The following is an 18,496-nucleotide window of genomic DNA, read 5'->3' as shown; positions in this document are numbered from 1 at the left end:
CAGCCCGCCGATCTTCCCCCGTCGGCGGGCTGTCGGCGTAATGTGAGAGATGGCCTCGGGGACAGCACCCACACCGCCGGGAGGCGGGACATCATGGCCGCAATAGTGAGCAAGAACTTCGACTCGGCTGACGAGACCCGTGCGTTCAAGGACGGGAAGGGGAAGCTGGACGTCATCAACACCGAGCAAGGACCGGTCGGCCGTGCCGTGTTCGAGCCGGGCTGGCGCTGGTCCACCCACATCAAGCCGATCGCGGGAACGGACAGCTGTCAGGCCGCGCACGTCGGGTACATGGTCAGCGGCCGTATGAAGATCGTCATGGACGACGGCGAGACCGGCGAGGCCGGCCCCGGCGATTTCATCTCGATCGCGCCGGGCCACGACGCCTGGGTCGTCGGCGACGAGCCGTGCGTGGTGCTCGACTGGTTCGGCTTCGGCGACTACGCGAAGCCCTGACCGCTCTCCTTCTCCGCGACCAGCGGCCTTCTCCGCAAGACCCACAGGCCGCCGGCAGCGCCGGCGGCCTGCTCCTGGCACGACGTCTCCGCTACGGGCCGTCGTGCGCGAAGGGGGCCCAGAGCATCGGGTTCGTGGGGTCCGCGTCGCGCAGTTCGGCGACGGCACGGTGCAGGGCCACTGCGGCACCCGCCGACCGCGCCGCGCCCGGGGCTTCGAGGTTCCGGTAGAACGCGGCGGCGACGGCGGGCGCGACCCGGTCCTGGACGGACCACAAGGTGGACACGACGTGGCGGAAGCCCGCCATGCGCAGCGCGGCCGCGGTGTGGATGGCCTCGTCCGGCAACTGCCCACCGCCCAGCCGCGTATGGCATGCGGAGAGGAACGCCAGGTCCGCACCGGTCAGTCGGAGCTCCGCGAAGTCGAGCACGTTCATGTCGCCGTCGCGCAGGCACAGGCCCGACGTCACCGGTGCGCTCATGTCCAGTCGGCCGTGGCAGGCGAAGTGCGCCCACGGGTGTCCGGGCAGTCGCTCCCGCACCGCCGCCACGGTGGCCGCGTCGTCGGCCAGTGTGCTGAGCCGCTCGGGGCCGAGCGCGTCACGCAGTCCCCGTAGTTCCTCGGGAACTCCCGGCAGGGGCGTGTGGCCCCGCCGGGTGTCGGACAGGCCCACGGCCAGCAGCCGGGGATCGCCGGCGGCCGGCCGCCCCCTGGCGTCGGCGAGTGCGGCGAGGGTCGTGGTGTAGGACGACACCACCGCGTACGGCAGTCCGACCGGCTCGGTCCGGTCGGCGCGGGTGCGCGGGTAACGCCCCGCCGCGTGCAGCGGCAACGACACCAAGGAGGCCGTGGGGCACCACCATATCCGCGGCGGCGCCTCTGACCGGTACGGCAGGGCCAGCCGGTCCAGCACCGGCCGGGCGATCTTCTCCCACAGCCATTCCAGGGTGTCGTGGACGGTGTGCTGCGCGCGTTGCCGGATCCGGCCCGTGGCACCGGGTGCCAGCGCGTCCCCCAGGTGCTCCAGGTAGGTGTTGCAGACGCTGTCGGCGCTGCGGAAGTCGACGCCTGGCAGCGGTACGACGTCGACCCGTCCCCCCGGCAGCACCAGGATCGCGTCGCAGCGGATGGAGCTGATGTTGACGACGACCACGGGACCCTCGGCCGCCGCGGGAGCGAGTTCGCCGAACTCGGGCGGTGCGAGGAAGCGTTCGAAGCCGGGCAGGCTCCTGACCCGGTCGCACAGCCGGGTCCAGCGGCGGGCCAGCCGCATCCGGGTCTCCGGATCGGCCCTCTCGTCGCCGTCCAGCGCGGAGCGGACGCTCTCCAGCTCCGCCGCGAGGGAGGGCTCCCGGGCCGCGAGAAGGGCGAGGTCGCCGCGCAGGTGCAGGGTGGAACGCCACAGCACAGAACGCCCCTGCTCCAGGAGTTCCACGGCAAGCTCGGGCCGGCCCTCGGTGATCGCCAGGGCAGCCGCCTCCCTCGGCATCGCGGCACCGCTGCGCAGGGCCTGCTCCTGGTCGGGGCGTTCCAGCCCGGTCCAGCCGATGTCCCGCAGCAGGGAGACCGCGGCGCGCGCCCCCACCAGCGCGTCGGCGGTGTCGCCGGCCTCGTGGGCCAGGCCCGCCCACATCCGGGTGGCGGACAGACGGCTCCCGGGCGAGGAGCCGACCGCGTGGGCCGCCTCCCGGAGCGCCGTCAGCGCCGCCTCGTGGTCGGGGCCGTCCGGTGCGAACCGGAGGCGGTTCACCAGCGCCACCGCCAGACCGATCAGCACGTCGGCGCGGTCCACGTCCGTCGCCTCGCATGCCGCGACCGCCGCCGTGAAGGCCGCCACGGCCTCTTCCACCTCCGCGCGGTCCGGCCCGCCGTCGTCGTGCGAACGCAGCAGCAGAGAGCCGAGGAGCCGCTGCGACTCGACCGTGCTCTCGCTGCTCACCGCGGTGGCCGTCGCCTCCCTGGCCGCGACGACCGCGCCGTCCCGGTCACCCTCCTCCTCCAGCGCCGTGGCCAGCCGGACCAGCAGCTTCGGTCGCAAGGCGTGTGAGCGGGACACGGCCGCCAGCGCACGGCGGGCGTCCTCGGAGGTGGCGGAGCCGCCGGCCGCGAACAGGGAGTACATGAGCGTCCGCGGATGGTCCGCGGGTGACTCCCGCAGCACGGTCCGCGCCTCGTCCGCCACCGCGTCGGCCTCGCGCCGGTCCTGCGACCGGCGGGTGAGCGAGGCCCGGCTGCGCAGCACCGACGCGAGGTTGGTGGCGGCGTCGGCCCGGTTCCTGGGGTTCTCCGCCGTCCGCGCCGCCGCCCGCAACAGGGCGACCGCCTCGTCCAGGTCGTCCGGTGAACCTCCGCGCGAGCCCCGCATGTGCAGCGCCGCCCCGAGATTGATGCGCGACACCGCATCGTCCGGGGGCAGACGCTCGACGGCCGCGCGCCCCAGCGCGACCGCCTCGTCGAGGTATCCGTCGATCGTGGCCTCGGCGTCCGCTGCGGCGGCACCGCCGTCGCCCGTGTCCGTGTGCTGGACGGCCAGCGACATCAGGGCGCCGCAGAGACCCGCCTCGAGGTCGGCCCGTGCCTTCTCGTCACCGCCCGGCCGCGTCAGCACCTGCCTGCCGATGTCCACGGCGCGACGCACCGGCTCCGCGTCACCGGTGACCTGGGACAGGTCGCGCAGAATCCCGACGGCGGCCTCTGCGGCCTTCGTACGCACCGGATCGTCCGGGGCGCGGGCCGACAGTTCCTCCAGCGCGACAAGGGCCGCCTCCCGCAGGTCGGCGGTGTGGCCCCGTAAGTCGTAGCGGTAGCGCAGGACTCCGCGCAGTGCGCCGAGCAGGACCGCCCGTGCCGGATGTCCTTCGGGTGCCAGGCGCACCCCGTCCCGGGTGATGTTGACGGCCGCCACGAGGGACGCGTCGTCGCCCGTCGCCTCGAACCGTTTGAACGCCGCCTCCGCATTCAGGTACTTCGCCACCGGCGCCGTCTCCGGGTCCACCGGAGGAGGGGGGGCGGCGGCTTCCACTCGCCGGAGGTTGGCGACGGCCTGGGGATGGCCCGTCGAGGCGGCGATCCGGAACCAGTGGACCGCGTCGGGGTCCTCCTGGTTGAACAGCAGTACTCCCAGGTTGTTGGCGGCCTCCGGATGCCCGTGGCGGAACGCCTCGGTGTACCAGAGACGGGCCATGCGGATCCGGCCGGTGCGCTCCGCCACCAGAGCCAGGTTGTACATCCCGTTGAAGTCGGCGTATCCCTCGGCCGCCTCCCTGAAGAGCTTTTCCGCCTCCTCGGTACGACCGTGGCGGTCCAAGTCCATCCCCTGGAGGAGTAATTGACGCCCGCGGTCCTCCCCCGCGCCGTCGCCCCCTGCCCTGCCCCCGCCGTTGCCGACCGCCATGAGCCCCCCTTGCCCTGAGTGGTGCGAACAGCACTCAAGGTAAACCGGCGCTCGTTACAGTGTGGCCATGTCCGACGCAGCGGCCCCTGCCTATCTCGCCACCACCGACCGTGAACTGACCGACCGCGCCTACGACTTGCTCGAGGCCGGGCAACTCACGGTGTCGCCGCACGGTTCGGGCGACGTGTACGGCTTCGTCGTGGCCGGTCCGTGTCCCCGCTGCGCCCACCACATCGTCGACCGTCAGGTCTCGGTCGCGCTCACCGGAACCGGCGGGGTCGGCCGTTCCGCGGACGCCGACCCGGTGGAGACCGTGGTGCTGGACGTCTCCTGCGGCTGCGGCAGCACCCACGTGGACGCCCCGGAGGGCCTGACGGGATGCGGCGCCAGCTTCCGCCTCGAACTGGACATCGTGTGAACCTGCGGCCCCGCAGGCCGGCCGGTCCGCCGAGCGCGGCCGACCTGGCGGAGCGGGACCGGTTCAGGGAACTGGTGCGCGAGTCGCTGCCGGCCGTGCGTGCGAGCGCCGAGGCGTGGCGCAACGGTCTCGCGGCCTTCATCACCCTGATCGGCGCGGCGATCGTGATCAAGGGCCGGGGCACCACCGCCGAGCTGCCCTTCGGCTGGCGGGTGGCCGTCACCGTGCTGATCGGCGGCGGACTGGCCCTGGCCGTGGTGGGTCTGTGGCACGCTCTGGCGGCGCAGGCGGGGAACCGGCCGCTGACGGTGACCCTGGCCGGCATCCACCATGATCACGGGTCGGTGGACCTTTTCGAGGTGGCGACGGCGATATCGGCGGCCCGGCAGCTCACCCGTGCCCGCCGTACCGTGGCGGTGGCCCTCGTGCTGCTCTTCGCCGGCACGGCGCTCACCTGGTGGGCGCCCGCCGCCAGGCCCGCGTTCCTGAAGGTCACGCACGGTACAGGGACCACCTGCGGCGCCCTGTTGTCGGCGGACGGCGGCACGGTGCGGCTGTCCGTGGCCGGGCGGGCGGCTCCGGTCGGGATCCCGCTCGCGTCGGTCGACAACATGGCCGTGACCGGCACCTGCCCGTAGGCGCGCGCAGCGACGTTCCGACGGGTCCGCGTCGGCGGGCTGTCGGCCGGGTGTCGACGGCACGTCGGCGGTCTGTCGGCGCGGTCGGACACCGTGGTCCCCATGACGCGAATCGACAAGAACGCCGTCGAGGTACGGGGCCTCGTCAAGCACTACGGGGAGACCAAGGCGCTCGACGGGGTGGACCTGGATGTCCGCGAAGGCACGGTCCTCGGGGTCCTCGGGCCCAACGGCGCGGGCAAGACCACCCTCGTCCGCTGCCTCTCCACCCTGATCGTCCCCGACGCCGGCCACGCCACCGTCGCCGGCTGCGACGTGGTGCGGCAGCCCCGTCAGCTGCGCCGCAGCATCGGGCTCACCGGCCAGTACGCCTCGGTCGACGAGAAGCTGTCCGGGCGGGAGAACCTCTACATGATCGGGCGGCTGCTGGACCTGTCCCGCAAGGACGCCCGCCGCCGCGCGGAGGAACTGCTGGAGCGCTTCTCGCTCACCGAGGCCGCCAGGCGGCCCGCCGGGCAGTACTCGGGCGGTATGCGGCGCCGGCTGGACCTCGCCGCCTCCATGATCGGCCGGCCGGCCGTGCTCTACCTGGACGAGCCGACGACGGGGCTCGACCCCCGTACCCGCAACGAGGTCTGGGAAGAGGTGCGGCGGATGGTCGCGGAGGGCGCGACCGTGCTGCTCACCACCCAGTACATGGAAGAGGCCGAGCAGCTCGCGAGCGAGGTGACCGTCATCGACCGCGGCCGGGTGATCGCGGGCGGCGCCGTGGACGAGCTGAAGGCCAAGGTCGGCGGGCGCACACTGCAGATCCGGCCGAGCGACCCGGCACAACTCGCCGCCATGGCACGGGCAGTGGCCGAGGCCGGGCTCGACGGCGTCGGAGGCGTGTCCGCGGTGCCGGACGAAGGACAGCTGTACGTACCGATCCTCAGCGACGAGCAACTGACCGCGGTCGTCGGGGTGCTGAGCACCCACGGCTTCCGGATCGCGCACATCGGCACCCATCTGCCGAGCCTGGACGAGGTCTTCCTCGCCATTACCGGCGGCAAGACCTCGCCCGCACCCGTCGGCACCACGATCCCCGAGGAGGTCGCGGCATGAACGCGGCAACCGTCACCGCCCCCGCCACCGCACGGCCCGTCCGGGACGAGGGCCGGATCGGCCTCCGGGCCAACCTGCGGCACATCGGCGCCCTGGTGCGCCGCAACATCATGCAGATCAGGCAGGACCCTGAGTCGATGTTCGACGTCCTGCTGATGCCCGTCGTCTTCACCCTGCTGTTCGTGTACGTCTTCGGCGGCGCGATCTCCGGCAAGGGGAACCAGGACGTGTACGTCAACTACGTGGTCCCCGGTCTGATGGCGATGATGGGCCTGAGCATCGCCATGGCCGTCGGGACAGGCATCAACGACGACTTCAGGAAGGGCGTCATGGACCGGTTCCGGACGATGCCCATCGCCCGGTCGTCGGTCCTCGTCGCGAAGATCGTCGTCGAAGTGGGCCGGATGCTGGTCGCCATCGCGATCCTGCTCGGCGTGGGCTTCCTGCTCGGGCTGGAGATCAAGACCTCCGTGCTCGAGCTCCTCGCCGCCGTAGGGCTCTCGCTGGTCTTCGGGGCGTCGCTGACCTGGATCTTCATCCTGCTGGGGCTCACGATGAAGACGGCGCAGGCCGTCCAGGGGATGGCGATGCTGGTACTGATGCCGCTGCAGTTCGGGTCGTCGATCTTCACACCGCCGTCGACCATGCCCGGCTGGCTGGAGTCGTTCACCGAGTACAACCCGCTCTCCAACCTCGCGGACGCGGCCCGCGCGCTCGTCAACGGCGGGCCCGTGGCCCACTCGGTGTGGATGACGCTGGGGTGGGCCGCCGCCATCACGGTGGTGACGGCACCCCTTGCGATCGCCAGGTTCCGTAAGAAGGCGTGAGGTTCACTCCGTCCCGTGCACCAGGGCGGCGGCCTCCTCCAACGTGAGGCTGCCGCCCTCGGCGTACGCTTCCTCGAAGGCGGCGTCCCCGAGGGCGGCGCGGGCGGCGTCCTCGGCGAGGCGGCGGTTCTCCCGCTCCATGGAGGCCATGAAGTGCCGCGGCGGAAGCAGCACTTCGTGCGCGCCGAGCAGCCGGGCCGCGAGCAGGGCGTCACCCTCGCCGGCGATCGCACGGGCCGCCGTCAGGAGGTGCACCGAAGGAATCTGGGGGGCGACCACCATGGACAACGGCTCCATGGCGTAGGCGAGTGCCGTACGGACTCCCTCGCGAGCCTTCGCATAACGGCCGTCGACCGTGTCCAGCCAGGCCAGGGAGCCGATGACGATGCCCTCGAAGATGGCGAGGGTGTCGCTCCTGAGCTCCCGGCGCAGCGTCTCCAGCTCCCTGCGTGCCTCGTCGGTGCGGCCGGAGCGGCCGAGCCACGTCGCGAGCAGCGCCCGGGCCAGTGACCTGGCCTCGTACCCGGTGTCGTGTCCGGCGGAGACCACCTCGCGCAGGATGATCTCCGCCTCCTCCCCCCGGCCGGTCTCCAACAGGATGTTCGCCAGGCGGGCCCGCAGCAGGAGCGCCTGGCCCCTGGCGCCGAGCACGGCGGCGTACTCGACGGCCGCGCGGTAGTCGGCGGCGGCCTCCTCGTAGTCGCCCCGCTGCTCATGGGCCTCGCCGCGGGACGAGAGCGCCTCTGCCATACCCCAGGCGTCCCCGAGCCGTTCGAAGATCTGCAGGCTGCGGTCCGCGTCGCGGTGGGCGTCGCCGGCCCACATGCCGCGGTTGGCCAGGATGTTGGCCCGCCACTGAAGGGCGTTGGCCAGCTCCCATTCGGGGCCGTACTCCTCCGCGACCCGCACCGTCCGGTCGAGGACACGGCGCAGTTGGTCGCCGTCGCCCGTGATCAGTACGGCGTAGAACCACAGTGAGGCGGGAAAGCGGCAGCTCTGCGGCTGGCCCGCGTCGTAGACATCGACGACGCGGGCCAGCCAGGGGAGCTTCTCCGGAGTGGTCCAGTTCTCTGTGCCGTGGTCCATGTTGACCATCCGGATCAGCGCGGCCTGCCGCCGGGCCTCTTCGAGCAGTTCGGGTGTGAGCGGCGGAGGCGAGTCCGTGCACCGCTCGGTGAGCGGCGGCGCGGGGCGCACGGGCGGCGCGAAGGGGTCGGGGTGCAGGGCGGCCACGGCCTGGGTCCACTGGCGGGCGTCGGCGCGCAGATCCTGCATGTGCCAGTACCAGGCCAGCGAGACGACGAGGCACAGGGCCTCGTGCTCGTCGCGGGCGGCGATCGCCCGCCGCACGGCGGTGCGCAGGTTCTCGTACTCGCGCCGCAGCAGGTCGAGGGCGGCCTGCTGGCCGTGGCCGCGGAGCAGGGGGTCGGTGGTGCGGGCGAGCTCCCGGTAGTGCACCAGGTGCCGCCGCTCGGCCCCGGCCCGCTCCCCCGCCTCGTCGAGCCGTTCGGCGGCGTACTCGGCGACGGTCTCGAGCAGCCGGTAGCGCATCCGTCCGTCGGCGGCCGGCTCGGCGACGACGAGCGACTTGTCGACAAGGGCGCCGATCGCACCGGCGATGTCGCCGGCGTCCCCACTCACTTCGGCGGTCCCGCCGCCCTCCGGCGACGCGGAGGTCCCGGACGCCGTGGGCCGCTCCCCTCCGGCGGCGGCCCTGCCCGGGACGGGGGTGGGGCTCGGAGTCGGGACCGGGGTCGGGCAGACCGCCTCGGCCGCCGCGAGGTCGCAGCCGCCGGCGAAGACCGACAGACGGCGCAGGACGGCCCGTTCCGTGGGGGTGAGCAGGTCCCAGGACCAGTCGACGACCGCGCGGAGCGTCTGCTGACGGGGCAGCACCGTACGGGCGCCGCTCGTCAGAAGACGGAAGCGGTCGTCGAGACGGTCGGCGATCTGGCGCGGGGTGAGCATCCGCAGCCTGGCCGCGGCCAGTTCGATGGCGAGCGGAAGCCCGTCGAGGCGGCGGCAGATCTCCGTGGCCGCGGCGGCGGTCTCCTCGTCCGCGTCGACCCGGAAGCCCGGCCGCACGGACGCGCCCCGATCGGCCAGCAGCCGCAGCGCCGGCGCGTCCGGCAGCGGGTCCACCGGGCGGAGCAGCTCGCCCGGGACGCCGAGCGGTTCGCGGCTGGTGGCCAGGATCGTCAGACCGGGACAGCTGCCGAGCAGGCGCTCCGCCAGCAGCGCCGCGGCCCCGACGACGTGTTCGCAGTTGTCGAGCAGCACCAGCATGCGGCGCCGGGCACAGTGATCGGTGAGACGCACGAGCGGGTCGGTACCGTGCGGGTCCGCGGCACGCAGCTCCTCCGCGCCCGCGCCGCGCAGCACCGTCTCCCGGGCGCCGAGCGCCGTGAGCACCGCCTCGGGTACGGCCGACGGGTCGTCCACGGGCGCGAGTTCGGCCAGCCAGACACCGTCCGGCCAGGGGCTGCCGGGTTGAGCGGCCGCCAGTTCCGCGGCCTCCTGGGACAGCCGCGTCTTGCCGGCGCCGCCGGGTCCGAGCAGCGTCACGAGCCGGGCCCGGGACAGGTCGTCGCGGATCTCGCGGAGTTCGGGTTCGCGGCCGACGAAGCTGGTGAGCCGGGCGCGGAGGTTGCCCATGGGGGCGACCGGTGCCGGCGGGTTCAGCAACTCGGCGTGCAGTGCGGCCAGTTCCGGGCCGGGGTCGGTGCCGAGCCGTTCGGCCAGCTCACGGCGTACCTCCTCGTACGCAGCCAGGGCCTCTGCGGACCGGCCGGTGGCACGCAGCGCCCGGATCCGCAGGGCCTGGAGCCGTTCGTCGAGCGGATGCGCCTCGCACAGGGCCAGCAGCTCAGGTCCCGCTTCCTCGGCGCCGCCGAGGTCGAGCGCCGCGGCGATCCGCGCGCGGCGGGCGTCCGTCCTGCGGGCCTCCCACCGTGCCTGCGCAGCCGTGCGGTCCGGCAGGTCGGCCAGCGCCGGTCCCCGCCACAGGGCGAGGGCGTCGTCGAGGAGTGACGCCGCCTTGGCCGCGTCGCCCTCCTCCAGCGCCCGAGTGCCTTCGCCGGTGAGCCGGTCGAACCGGTGGAGGTCCACGTCGTCGGGGTCGGCGCGGAGCCGGTAACCGCCGTCGGCCAGGGCGACGGCCGCGGGCCCGAGCGCGCGGCGCAGCCTGCCGACGAGCGCCTGCAGCGCTCCGGCCGGATCCGCGGGCGGGTCGCCGTCCCACACCTCGTCGACCAGCACGTCCACGGGGACGGTCCGCCCCGCCCGGAGGGCGAGCGCCGTCAGCAGGGCACGCAGCCGGACGCCGCCGGGCGGGACGGGCGTGCCGTCGTCGCGGACGGCCTGGGTGGTACCGAGCAGGAGATAGCGCACCGGCCCATTGTCCCTGCGCCGACCCGCACCGACTCGCGCCCGGCGCCCCTGCCGTTGCCGCCGCGCCGTTGCCGCCCGCCGGACGGAGCGCCGCACCGGGTGCCGGCCGACCCGACCCCATACCCTGTACGGCCGCCGGGCCGCCGAGCCCTGTGCCGCCGCGCTGGTGCCACCGCGCGGACCGCCGTGCCGGTGCCTGCCCTGTGCCGACCTCACGCCCGGTACGCCGCCGCGCCACCGCGCCCTGTGCGCCGCACCGGGAGCCACCGCGCAGACCGCCGTGCCGGTGCCTGCCCTGTGCCGACCTCACGCCCGGTACGCCGCCAGGCCGCCGAGCCCTGTGCGCCGCGCCCGATGCCACCGCGCAGAGCGCCGTGCCGGTGCCTGCCCTGTGCCGACCTCGCGCCCGGTACGCCGCCGGGCCGCCGCGCTCCCGCCACCGTGGCGGACGCCGCCCGTCGCACGGAGCACCGTGCTGGTGCCGGCGGCCCCGACCCGGGCCCGGTACGCCGCCGGGCCGACGTGCCCTGTGCGCCGCACCGGGTGCCGCCCGAAGACCACCGTGCCGGTGCCGGTCCCGTACCGGCCCCGTGCCGGGTGCCGGCCGACCCGGACCGCCGTACCCGTGTCGCCGCCGCCCCGCGGGGCAGGCGCAGGAACCGGGAACGGCCCCGGGACGTTTGACCCCGTGGCGCCGGTACGGTCTACTCCGCACACCCGCCCGCACCCACCCCAGGAGCCGCGTCCATGACCACCGCCGCCAGGAGCCGCAGCCACAGCGCCATCAGTCCCGTCTTCCTCGGGATCGCCGCGGTGATGGCGGTCACCGGCTGGGCGGTGTGGACCGACTTCGCGGCCAGCCCGGGGCTGGCCGTCTTCCTCTTCGTGGTCTCCGCCTGGATCGTCTCGCTGTGCCTGCACGAGTACGCGCACGCCCGCACCGCGCTGCACGGCGGCGACATCTCCGTCGGCGCCAAGGGCTATCTGACGCTGAACCCGCTGAAGTACACGCACGCCCTGCTGAGCATCGTGCTGCCCGTCATCTTCGTGATCATGGGCGGTATCGGTCTGCCGGGCGGCGCGGTGTTCATCGAGCGGAACCGCATCAGCGGCCGCTGGAAGCACAGTCTGATCTCGGCGGCGGGACCGCTGACGAACGTGCTGTTCGCCGCCGTGTGCACCGCCCCGTTCTGGCTGGGCGCGCTGGACGGCGTCCCGGTCGCGTTCCGCTTCGCGCTGGCGTTCCTCGCGATGCTCCAGGTCACGGCCGCGATCCTGAACTTCCTGCCGGTCCCCGGCCTGGACGGCTACGGCGTGATCGAGCCCTGGCTGTCGTACAAGGTGCGCCGGCAGGTCGAGCCGATCGCCCCGTTCGGCCTGATCATCGTCTTCGTCGTCCTGTTCATCCCCGAGGTCAACGGCATGTTCTTCGACGCCGTGTACGGGATCATGCAGGCCCTCGGGGTGGACGAGCTCGGCATCTACTGCGGCCGTGACCTGTTCGAGTTCTGGAACGGCCAGGACGAGTTCTGCGCGGTCCGCGCCTGACGCGTCAGGCGGAGCGGGACCCCGCGGCGGCCCGCTCCGCCTTCGCCCGGCGCAGGTAGTACCAGGCCATGTTCGAGGAGAGGCCCGCGAGCAGCACCCAGACGACCCCGAGCCACATGCCCTGCACGAAGGAGACCACCGCCGCGACGACGGCGAGGGCGCAGACTGCCAAGGAGTAGAGAGCGAGGCGGGGCATGGGGTACGGCTCCTGTCGGGTCCTGCGGGTGGTTCGGCCCCTCCAGTGTCCCCCATGCGTCCCCCTGCCCGTCCGCTCCCCCGCGCGCGCCCTCGCCCCGCGGGCCCGGCTGCGCCCGGACGGCCCTACACGTCGGTGACGCGCAGCCCCGCGTGTGCCTTGTAACGGCGGTTGACCGAGATCAGGTTGGCGACCAGCGACTCGACCTGGTGGGCGTTGCGCAGGCGGCCCGCGAAGACGCCCCGCATGCCCGGGATACGGGCGGCCAGCGCCTGCACGATGTCGGTGTCGGCGCGGACCTCGCCCAGCACCATCACGTCGGTGTCGATCTCCTCGATCGACTCGTCCTGCAACAGCACGGCGGACAGGTGGTGGAACGCCGCCGTCACCCGGGAGTCGGGCAGCAGGACGGCGGCCTGCTCGGCGGCGCTGCCCTCCTCCGGCTTGAGCGCGTAGGCGCCCTTCTTGTCGAAGCCGAGCGGATTGACGCAGTCGACGACGAGCTTGCCGACGAGCTCCTTCTGGAGCGTCTCCAGCGTCTTGGCGTGCCCGTCCCACGGCACGGCCACGATCACCACGTCGCTGCGCCGCGCGCACTCCGCGTTGTCCGCGCCCTCGATGCCGAGGCCCAGCTCCTGGGCGGCGGCCTCGGCGCGCTCCACGGAACGGGAACCGATGATCACCTTCTGGCCGGCCCTGGCCAGCCGGTAGGCCAGCCCCCGGCCCTGGTCGCCGGTGCCGCCGAGGACGCCGACGACGAGACCCGAGACGTCGGGGAGGTCCCAGGGGTCCTTGGCGGGCGCCTTGGGCGCGGAGCCCGGACTTTCATTACCAGTAGTAGTCATGGCCCGACCTTACTTCGCGGTACTGCCTCCCGAACGGGTGAGCCGTGACCGACCGGGCCGCACCGGACCGCCGTGCGGTGCAGGATGCAGGGCCATGGATGCCGTACGCGTCGCGCTGCTGCGCGAGGTCCTCGCCGGGACCCAATGGCCCGCGGCGGCCCGCCGGTTCGCCGGGGCGCTGCGCTCCTCCGTGGTGCCGCACGGCGGCGGCCTGCTGCTGGTGGGGACACGGCAGTACGAGCCGTGGCACATGGCCGCCCACCTGGTCGACGAGGCGGCGTGGTCGGGACAGCCGGAGCTCGCCCCGACGCTCGTACGGCACCGGGTGGTCGCCGGCGACCCGGCGCATCTGGCCGTCGGGCTGGGCAGGCTCGAGGCTGCCCGGCGCGGCGAGACCCTGCTGCTGGTGGCCCCCGCCGCACCCGACCAGGGCCTGCTGGAACGGGTCCACGACGCGCGCCGGGCCGGGGCGACGGTCCTCGCCCTCGACGGCGGCGACCCCGAGGTGCACGGACTGGCGCACGAGGCGCTCACGGTGCCGGGCCCCGACCACGCGGACGGGGCGGCCGAGATCGACATCGACACGGTGCAGCACCTGGTGAGCGCGGCGGCCGGCGAGAACAGCGTGCCGACGCCGCGTGGCAGGTCGCGTTTCAGGGACCGCTTGTCGCGTCTCGCGGACCAGTTGACGTCACCGCCGCCGGCCCGGTGGTGACAGCGGGGGAAAATCGGTTGCCCGGGGCCATCAGCGGCCCGAGCATGGCCACCCGTGACCTCCAAGCCGTCCAAGCTCGCCGCCGTGCTGCCCGATCTCTCCCCGTTGCGTACGTCCCGCGGCTTCCGGCTTCTGTGGATCCAAGGGCTCGTCACCTACTTCGCGAGCTTCATGGCGATGATCGCGCTGCCGCTCCAGATCAAGGATCTGACCGGCTCCCCGCTCGCCGTGGGTGCGATGGGCGCGGTCGAGCTGGTACCGCTCATCGTCTTCGGCCTCTACGGCGGCGCCCTCGCGGACGCCGTCGACCGGCGCAAGGTGATCCTCGGCACCGAGGCCGGTCTCGGCCTGCTGGCGCTGATCCTGCTCGTGAACGCGGCGCTGCCCGAGCCGATGCTCTGGCCCCTGTATCTGGTGGCCGCGGGCGTCTCGGCCTGTGCCGGACTCCAGCGCCCCGCCCTGGACTCGCTGATCGCCCGTATCGTGCCGCACGACCAGCTCCCCGCGGCCGCGGCGCTCAACGCCATCCGCTGGCAGGCCGGGGCGATCGCCGGTCCGGCCGTGGCGGGCGTCGTCGTCGCCTATGCCGGGCACGCGACGGCGTACGGGCTCACCGTCGTCGGCTTCGCCGTCTCCGTACTGCTGTGCCTGCGCCTGGAGGCGGCGCCACCGGCGCACGACGCGCAGAAGCCGTCCCTGCGGGGCATCGCCGAGGGCGCGCGGTACGCCTGGTCGCGTCCGGTGCTGCTGGGGACGTACGCGATCGACCTGGCGGCGATGGTGCTGGCCTTCCCGCACACGGTCTTCCCCTTCCTGGCGGACGACCTGGACGCGGAGTGGGCCCTCGGCCTGATGTACGCGGCGGGCTCTGTGGGCTCCGTGCTGCTCAGCCTCACCAGCGGCTGGACGTCCCGGGTGCGCCGGCACGGCCTCTTCGTGGTCTTCGGCGCGGCCGGCTGGGGGCTGGCGGTGGCCGCGGCGGGATGGTTCTCGAACGTGTGGCTGGTGCTGCTGTGCCTGGCCTTCGCGGGCGCCGGCGACATGCTGAGCGGCCTCGGCCGCTCGACGATCTGGAACCAGACGATCCCCGAGTCCCTCCGGGGCCGCCTGGCGGGCATCGAGGTCCTCTCGTACAGCGTCGGCCCGCAGCTCGGCCAGGTCCGCGCGGGCGCGATGGCGGGCTGGACGGGCACGCGCCCGGCGATCTGGGGAGGCGGGGTGGCGTGCGTGGTGGCGGTGGGGGCGCTGGCGGCGGTGCTGCCGAAGCTGATCACGTACGACGCGGAGACGGACGAGGACGCGGTGGCGCGGCGGTCGGCGGCGAGTGCGGGTGCGTGACGCCTGGGGGCGCGTGGCGCCTGCGGCCGCTTGTTCCCCACCCCGCCCCTTCCCGTAACCGGGGCTCCTCCCTCTACGCCTGGCGGCGTGGGGGGGACCCCACCGGACCCTCGCGCCTCGAACGGCACCGCGCGAAGCGCGGTACGGGTCCGGGCGCAGCCCGGTTCGGGAAGGGGCGGGGTGGGGAAACGGCACCGCGCAGCGGACCCGCTCCGCTCCCGGCTACGTCCCCGGGTCGTCCGACGGGCGACCCGCCCCGTCGTGCCAGCGCGGGTCGTTCTCCCACTCGAGATTCCGTTCCCGCGCCGTCTCCATCGCCTGCGTCGCCTCCACACGGGACGCGTACGGGCCGAAGCGGTCCTTCGCGGGGCACTCCGGGCCTTCCTCGACCTTCTTGTGCTGCAGGCAGTAGTACCACTCGCCCGGCTTGCCCACCGTGCGCTTCTTGAACAGGGCCATCGTCGGCTCCTTCCTCTGAGGCCATGCTGCCCCAGCGGGCCTGGTTAGACTCGCTGCCATGTCTGGCCAGTCGCTGCTCGTACCAGGGGAGCTCTCTCCCACCCGATCCGTCCCCGGCAACATCCGGCGTCCCGAGTATGTCGGGAAGCCCGCGCCGACCCCCTACTCCGGGCCGGAGGTCCAGGACTCGGACACCATCGAGCGGATGCGTATCGCGGGCCGCATCGCCGCGCAGGCGATGGAGGAGGCCGCGAAGCACATCGCCCCGGGGGTGACCACCGACGAACTGGACCGGGTCGCGCACGAGTTCATGTGCGACCACGGCGCCTACCCGTCGACGCTCGGCTACCGAGGCTTCCCGAAGTCGCTGTGCGCCTCGATCAACGAGGTCATCTGCCACGGGATCCCGGACTCCACGGTGCTGCGGGACGGCGACATCGTGAACCTGGACGTCACCGCGTACATCAACGGGGTCCACGGCGACAACAACGCCACCTACCTCTGCGGCGACGTCGACGAGGAGTCGCGGCTCCTCGTCGAGCGCACCCGGGAGTCGCTGAACCGCGCGATCAAGGCGGTCCGGCCGGGCCGCCAGGTCAATGTCATCGGCCGGGTGATCGAGTCGTACGCCAAGCGCTTCGGTTACGGGGTCGTCCGCGACTTCACGGGGCACGGCATCAACTCGTCGTTCCACTCCGGGCTGATCATCCCGCACTACGACGCGGCGCACGCGACCACCGTGATCCAGCCGGGGATGACGTTCACCATCGAGCCGATGCTCACGCTGGGGACGTACGAGTACGACATGTGGGACGACGGCTGGACGGTCGTGACGAAGGACCGCAAGCGCACCGCGCAGTTCGAGCACACGCTGGTGGTGACGGACACCGGGGCGGAAATCCTTACGTTGCCCTGACCTCGGAGGTGGGTAACGTCTTTACCGACAGATCGTCGGGAACACGTTGACTTAGGTAAGCCTAAGTAGCAGGATCGGTGGTGGCAACAGCCGCTGCCGTTGGTTCCCGACCTCTCCGGTCACTGGAGGCCCGCCTTGGATGCAACCGGCACGCCCTTCTCGACGCTCATCCGCCTCGCTTCGCACGAGCGCCACACGACCGTGCAGATGTCGTCCTTCATGGACGACCTGCTCGGCGGCCGGCTGAGCGTCGAGGCGTACGCGCGGTACACCGAGGAGCTGTGGTTCGTCTACCGGGCGCTGGAGGGCGCGGCAGGGACGCTGAAGGACGACCCGGTCGCGGGGCCCTTCATCAGGCCCGAGCTGATGCGCACAGCGGAGCTGGAGCGCGACCTCGGGCATCTGCGGGGTGCCGGCGTCCGGCCGGAGGAGCTCGTACCGCTGGCGTCGACGGCGGCCTACGCGGCCCGGATCGAGGAGTGCGCGCGGACGTGGCCCGCGGGTTATGTGGCGCACCACTACACCCGTTACCTCGGCGACCTCTCCGGAGGCCAGGTGCTGCGGGACGTGGCGGAGAAGACCTGGGGCTTCGACCGCAAGGGCGACGGCGTCAGGTTCTACGTCTTCGAGCAGATCGCCAACCCGGCGGCGTTCAAGCGCGGCTACCGCGAACTGCTCGACGCGGTCGACGTGGACGACCTGGAGAAGCAGCGCATGATCGAGGAGTGCAGGGTCGCCTTCGACCACAACGTGGCCATCCTGAGGGACCTCGAGCGGGAGTTCCCGCTCAGCGCGTGACCTCCGGCATGGTCACCGCGTGCGGCAGCCGGGTCCGCTCGCTGCGCGCAAGAGTCATCCGCGCGGTGGGAGCGGGCCGCCGCCCCTCTGCGGACGGCGCCCCGGACGCGGGCCCGGCCGGGGGTGCCGACACCGGCGCGGGCGCCGCGAGGCGCACGCGCCCGCCGATCTCCACGATGCCGTCGGGGCCGGGGGCCGTCAGGATCTGCGACCCCCGGCCCTGAGTGATGTTCAGCGCCCGGCCGAGCCGCTCGGTCAGCAGCAGCGCCGCCGCGCCCGTGGCCTCGTCCTCCACCGCGTGGTCGCCGCGCGGCCCGAAGGCCCGCGCCCTCACCCGGCCCGCCGCCTCGTCCTGCCACGCCCACGCGTACAGCCTGCCCTCGGCGGGCGACGGCACGGGAAGCGCGTCGACCTCCGCGGGGGACGCGTACCGCACGAGCCGCCGCGGCGGCGCCCATTCGGCACGGGCCGTGATCCACGTGAACTCGCCGTCGTCGCGCACCCACACCTCGCCCGCCGGCGGGCGCACGGCCTGGAGGTCCAGCAGCCAGGCCACGCCGACGAGGGGGTGTCCGGCGAAGAGCAGGCGCTGCGTGGGCGTGTAGATGTCGACGGTGCCGCGCTCCGGGTCGTCCACGAACACCGTCTCGCTGAAGCCCAGTTCGGCGGCGAGCGCCTGCCGGGCCCCCCGGTCCGGGTGGCGACGGGCGTCACGCACGACGCCGAGGGCGTTGCCGTGCCGCCCGTCACCGCCGCAGAAGACGTGGAGGACGTCGAGAACCTCGGGTCCGGCGAGCGCGTCGAGTTCGTTCACGCAGGCATTCAAGCATCCCGGCTCAGGAACGGGCGGCCTCCCGGCGGCGAACTGTCGTAGCCGGCCACCTTGCCGGTCTCCCGGCCCACGGTGCCGACGTCGGCGATCAGCGTGCCTGACGTGCCCTTCGCCCGGACCTCGAGGCCGCTCGTCGAGGTGCGCGGGCTGTGCGTACGGCTCGGGGCCAAGGACGTACTCAGGGACGTCGCCATGCCGGTGCGGGCCGGGGAGATCCTCGCACTCGCAGGCCTCGACGGGGCGGGGAATTCGGCCCTGTTGGCGGCGATGGCCGGTGGCTCGGTGCTGCCGCAGTCGGCGGAACTGCCGTTCCCCGGAGCGGTGGAGGACGCCGTACGGATGGGCCGGGCCCCCTGGTCCGGCACGCCGGGCGAGGACGAGGACGACGCGGCCGTCGCGGCCGCCGCGGCGGCGACCGAGAGGGTCTGCCGGCAGCCGGTCGAGGGCCTGCGCCATCCCCGCACGGGGTGCCGCTCGTCCTGCCGGAACGCCCGTCGTGAGCCCGGCCGTCCCGGCGCGGACGGTCCCGGCGGGGCGGCCAGCACGGGCCGCCGCCCCGGGGCGTGTTCGGCTTTCCGCCGGCACCGGCCGTCTGCCAGGTCACGGTGTGGGCGCTGTATCC

At 73.4% G+C, this 18,496-nt stretch carries 16 protein-coding genes and 1 pseudogene; 11 read left to right on the top strand and 6 right to left on the bottom strand.

Annotation, left to right across the window (positions count from 1 at the left end; translation table 11 throughout):
* The first annotated feature begins 93 nt into the window (after positions 1–93).
* Positions 94–456, top strand: a complete 363-nt coding sequence (locus SPRI_RS26110) for a cupin domain-containing protein (protein ID WP_005318414.1) — start codon at positions 94–96, stop codon at positions 454–456.
* Between the two features lie 91 nt (positions 457–547).
* On the opposite strand, the gene SPRI_RS26105 is transcribed toward SPRI_RS26110, so the two are convergent.
* Entirely contained in the window at positions 548–3,763 is a 3,216-nt protein-coding gene (locus tag SPRI_RS26105) for a CHAT domain-containing protein (protein WP_159039485.1), read from the bottom strand.
* 154 nt (positions 3,764–3,917) lie between these two features.
* Between SPRI_RS26105 and SPRI_RS26100 the strand changes: the two genes are divergently transcribed.
* The 4 genes from SPRI_RS26100 (at position 3,918) to SPRI_RS26085 (ending at position 6,837) form a co-directional block, all read left to right on the top strand.
* Positions 3,918–4,268, top strand: a complete 351-nt coding sequence (locus SPRI_RS26100; RefSeq protein ID WP_037774826.1) for a hypothetical protein — start codon at positions 3,918–3,920, stop codon at positions 4,266–4,268.
* Entirely contained in the window at positions 4,265–4,906 is a 642-nt protein-coding gene (locus tag SPRI_RS26095; protein WP_005318408.1) for a hypothetical protein, read from the top strand. The genes SPRI_RS26100 and SPRI_RS26095 overlap by 4 nt, the downstream gene beginning before the upstream one ends.
* Positions 4,907–5,008: 102 nt before the next feature.
* The gene (locus SPRI_RS26090; protein ID WP_037774824.1) at positions 5,009–6,010 is read left to right on the top strand and encodes an ATP-binding cassette domain-containing protein; all 1,002 of its coding nucleotides are present in this window, start codon (positions 5,009–5,011) and stop codon (positions 6,008–6,010) included.
* Positions 6,007–6,837 carry an ABC transporter permease gene (locus SPRI_RS26085; protein WP_005318404.1) on the top strand — a complete coding sequence of 277 codons (831 nt, stop codon included), beginning with the start codon at positions 6,007–6,009 and terminating at the stop codon, positions 6,835–6,837. The genes SPRI_RS26090 and SPRI_RS26085 overlap by 4 nt, the downstream gene beginning before the upstream one ends.
* A gap of 3 nt (positions 6,838–6,840) precedes the next feature.
* On the opposite strand, the gene SPRI_RS26080 is transcribed toward SPRI_RS26085, so the two are convergent.
* Complete coding sequence (locus tag SPRI_RS26080; RefSeq protein WP_053557373.1) at positions 6,841–10,227, bottom strand: BTAD domain-containing putative transcriptional regulator; 3,387 nt, start codon at positions 10,225–10,227, stop codon at positions 6,841–6,843.
* 747 nt (positions 10,228–10,974) lie between these two features.
* Here SPRI_RS26080 and SPRI_RS26075 point away from each other — a divergent pair.
* Positions 10,975–11,775 (top strand): site-2 protease family protein, encoded by an 801-nt coding sequence (locus SPRI_RS26075; protein ID WP_005318400.1) that lies wholly within the window; start codon positions 10,975–10,977, stop codon positions 11,773–11,775.
* A 4-nt stretch (positions 11,776–11,779) separates the two neighbouring features.
* On the opposite strand, the gene SPRI_RS26070 is transcribed toward SPRI_RS26075, so the two are convergent.
* Positions 11,780–11,971 (bottom strand): hypothetical protein, encoded by a 192-nt coding sequence (locus SPRI_RS26070; protein ID WP_005318398.1) that lies wholly within the window; start codon positions 11,969–11,971, stop codon positions 11,780–11,782.
* A 125-nt stretch (positions 11,972–12,096) separates the two neighbouring features.
* Positions 12,097–12,816 carry an NADPH-dependent F420 reductase gene (gene npdG / locus SPRI_RS26065; RefSeq protein WP_005318396.1) on the bottom strand — a complete coding sequence of 240 codons (720 nt, stop codon included), beginning with the start codon at positions 12,814–12,816 and terminating at the stop codon, positions 12,097–12,099.
* A 94-nt stretch (positions 12,817–12,910) separates the two neighbouring features.
* On the opposite strand from npdG, the gene SPRI_RS26060 reads away from it, so the two are divergent.
* Together SPRI_RS26060 and SPRI_RS26055 are read left to right on the top strand one after the other, a co-directional pair.
* Positions 12,911–13,531, top strand: a complete 621-nt coding sequence (locus SPRI_RS26060) for a hypothetical protein (protein WP_053557372.1) — start codon at positions 12,911–12,913, stop codon at positions 13,529–13,531.
* A gap of 54 nt (positions 13,532–13,585) precedes the next feature.
* The gene (locus tag SPRI_RS26055; protein ID WP_005318394.1) at positions 13,586–14,869 is read left to right on the top strand and encodes an MFS transporter; all 1,284 of its coding nucleotides are present in this window, start codon (positions 13,586–13,588) and stop codon (positions 14,867–14,869) included.
* Positions 14,870–15,091: 222 nt separating this feature from the next.
* Here SPRI_RS26055 and SPRI_RS26050 read toward each other — a convergent pair whose 3' ends face one another.
* The gene (locus SPRI_RS26050; protein WP_005318392.1) at positions 15,092–15,328 is read right to left on the bottom strand and encodes a hypothetical protein; all 237 of its coding nucleotides are present in this window, start codon (positions 15,326–15,328) and stop codon (positions 15,092–15,094) included.
* A gap of 58 nt (positions 15,329–15,386) precedes the next feature.
* On the opposite strand from SPRI_RS26050, the gene map reads away from it, so the two are divergent.
* Together map and SPRI_RS26040 are read left to right on the top strand one after the other, a co-directional pair.
* Positions 15,387–16,244, top strand: a complete 858-nt coding sequence (map, locus tag SPRI_RS26045; RefSeq protein WP_005318390.1) for a type I methionyl aminopeptidase — start codon at positions 15,387–15,389, stop codon at positions 16,242–16,244.
* Between the two features lie 135 nt (positions 16,245–16,379).
* The gene (locus SPRI_RS26040) at positions 16,380–17,042 is read left to right on the top strand and encodes a biliverdin-producing heme oxygenase (protein ID WP_005318388.1); all 663 of its coding nucleotides are present in this window, start codon (positions 16,380–16,382) and stop codon (positions 17,040–17,042) included.
* On the opposite strand, the gene SPRI_RS26035 is transcribed toward SPRI_RS26040, so the two are convergent.
* A complete protein-coding gene (locus SPRI_RS26035) occupies positions 17,032–17,856 on the bottom strand; it encodes a PhzF family phenazine biosynthesis protein (RefSeq protein WP_053557371.1) in 825 nt (274 codons plus the stop codon). The two genes, SPRI_RS26040 and SPRI_RS26035, sit on opposite strands and share 11 nt — an antisense overlap.
* A 105-nt stretch (positions 17,857–17,961) precedes the next feature.
* On the opposite strand from SPRI_RS26035, the pseudogene SPRI_RS39490 reads away from it, so the two are divergent.
* A pseudogene (locus SPRI_RS39490) lies at positions 17,962–18,294 on the top strand (hemin ABC transporter ATP-binding protein); the annotation flags it as partial.
* Positions 18,295–18,496: the final 202 nt, after the last annotated feature.

It is taken from the genome of Streptomyces pristinaespiralis (assembly GCF_001278075.1).
Lineage (GTDB): Bacteria > Actinomycetota > Actinomycetes > Streptomycetales > Streptomycetaceae > Streptomyces > Streptomyces pristinaespiralis.
Note: the sequence above shows the minus strand (reverse complement) of the source record. Positions and strands in the feature narration are given on the sequence as shown.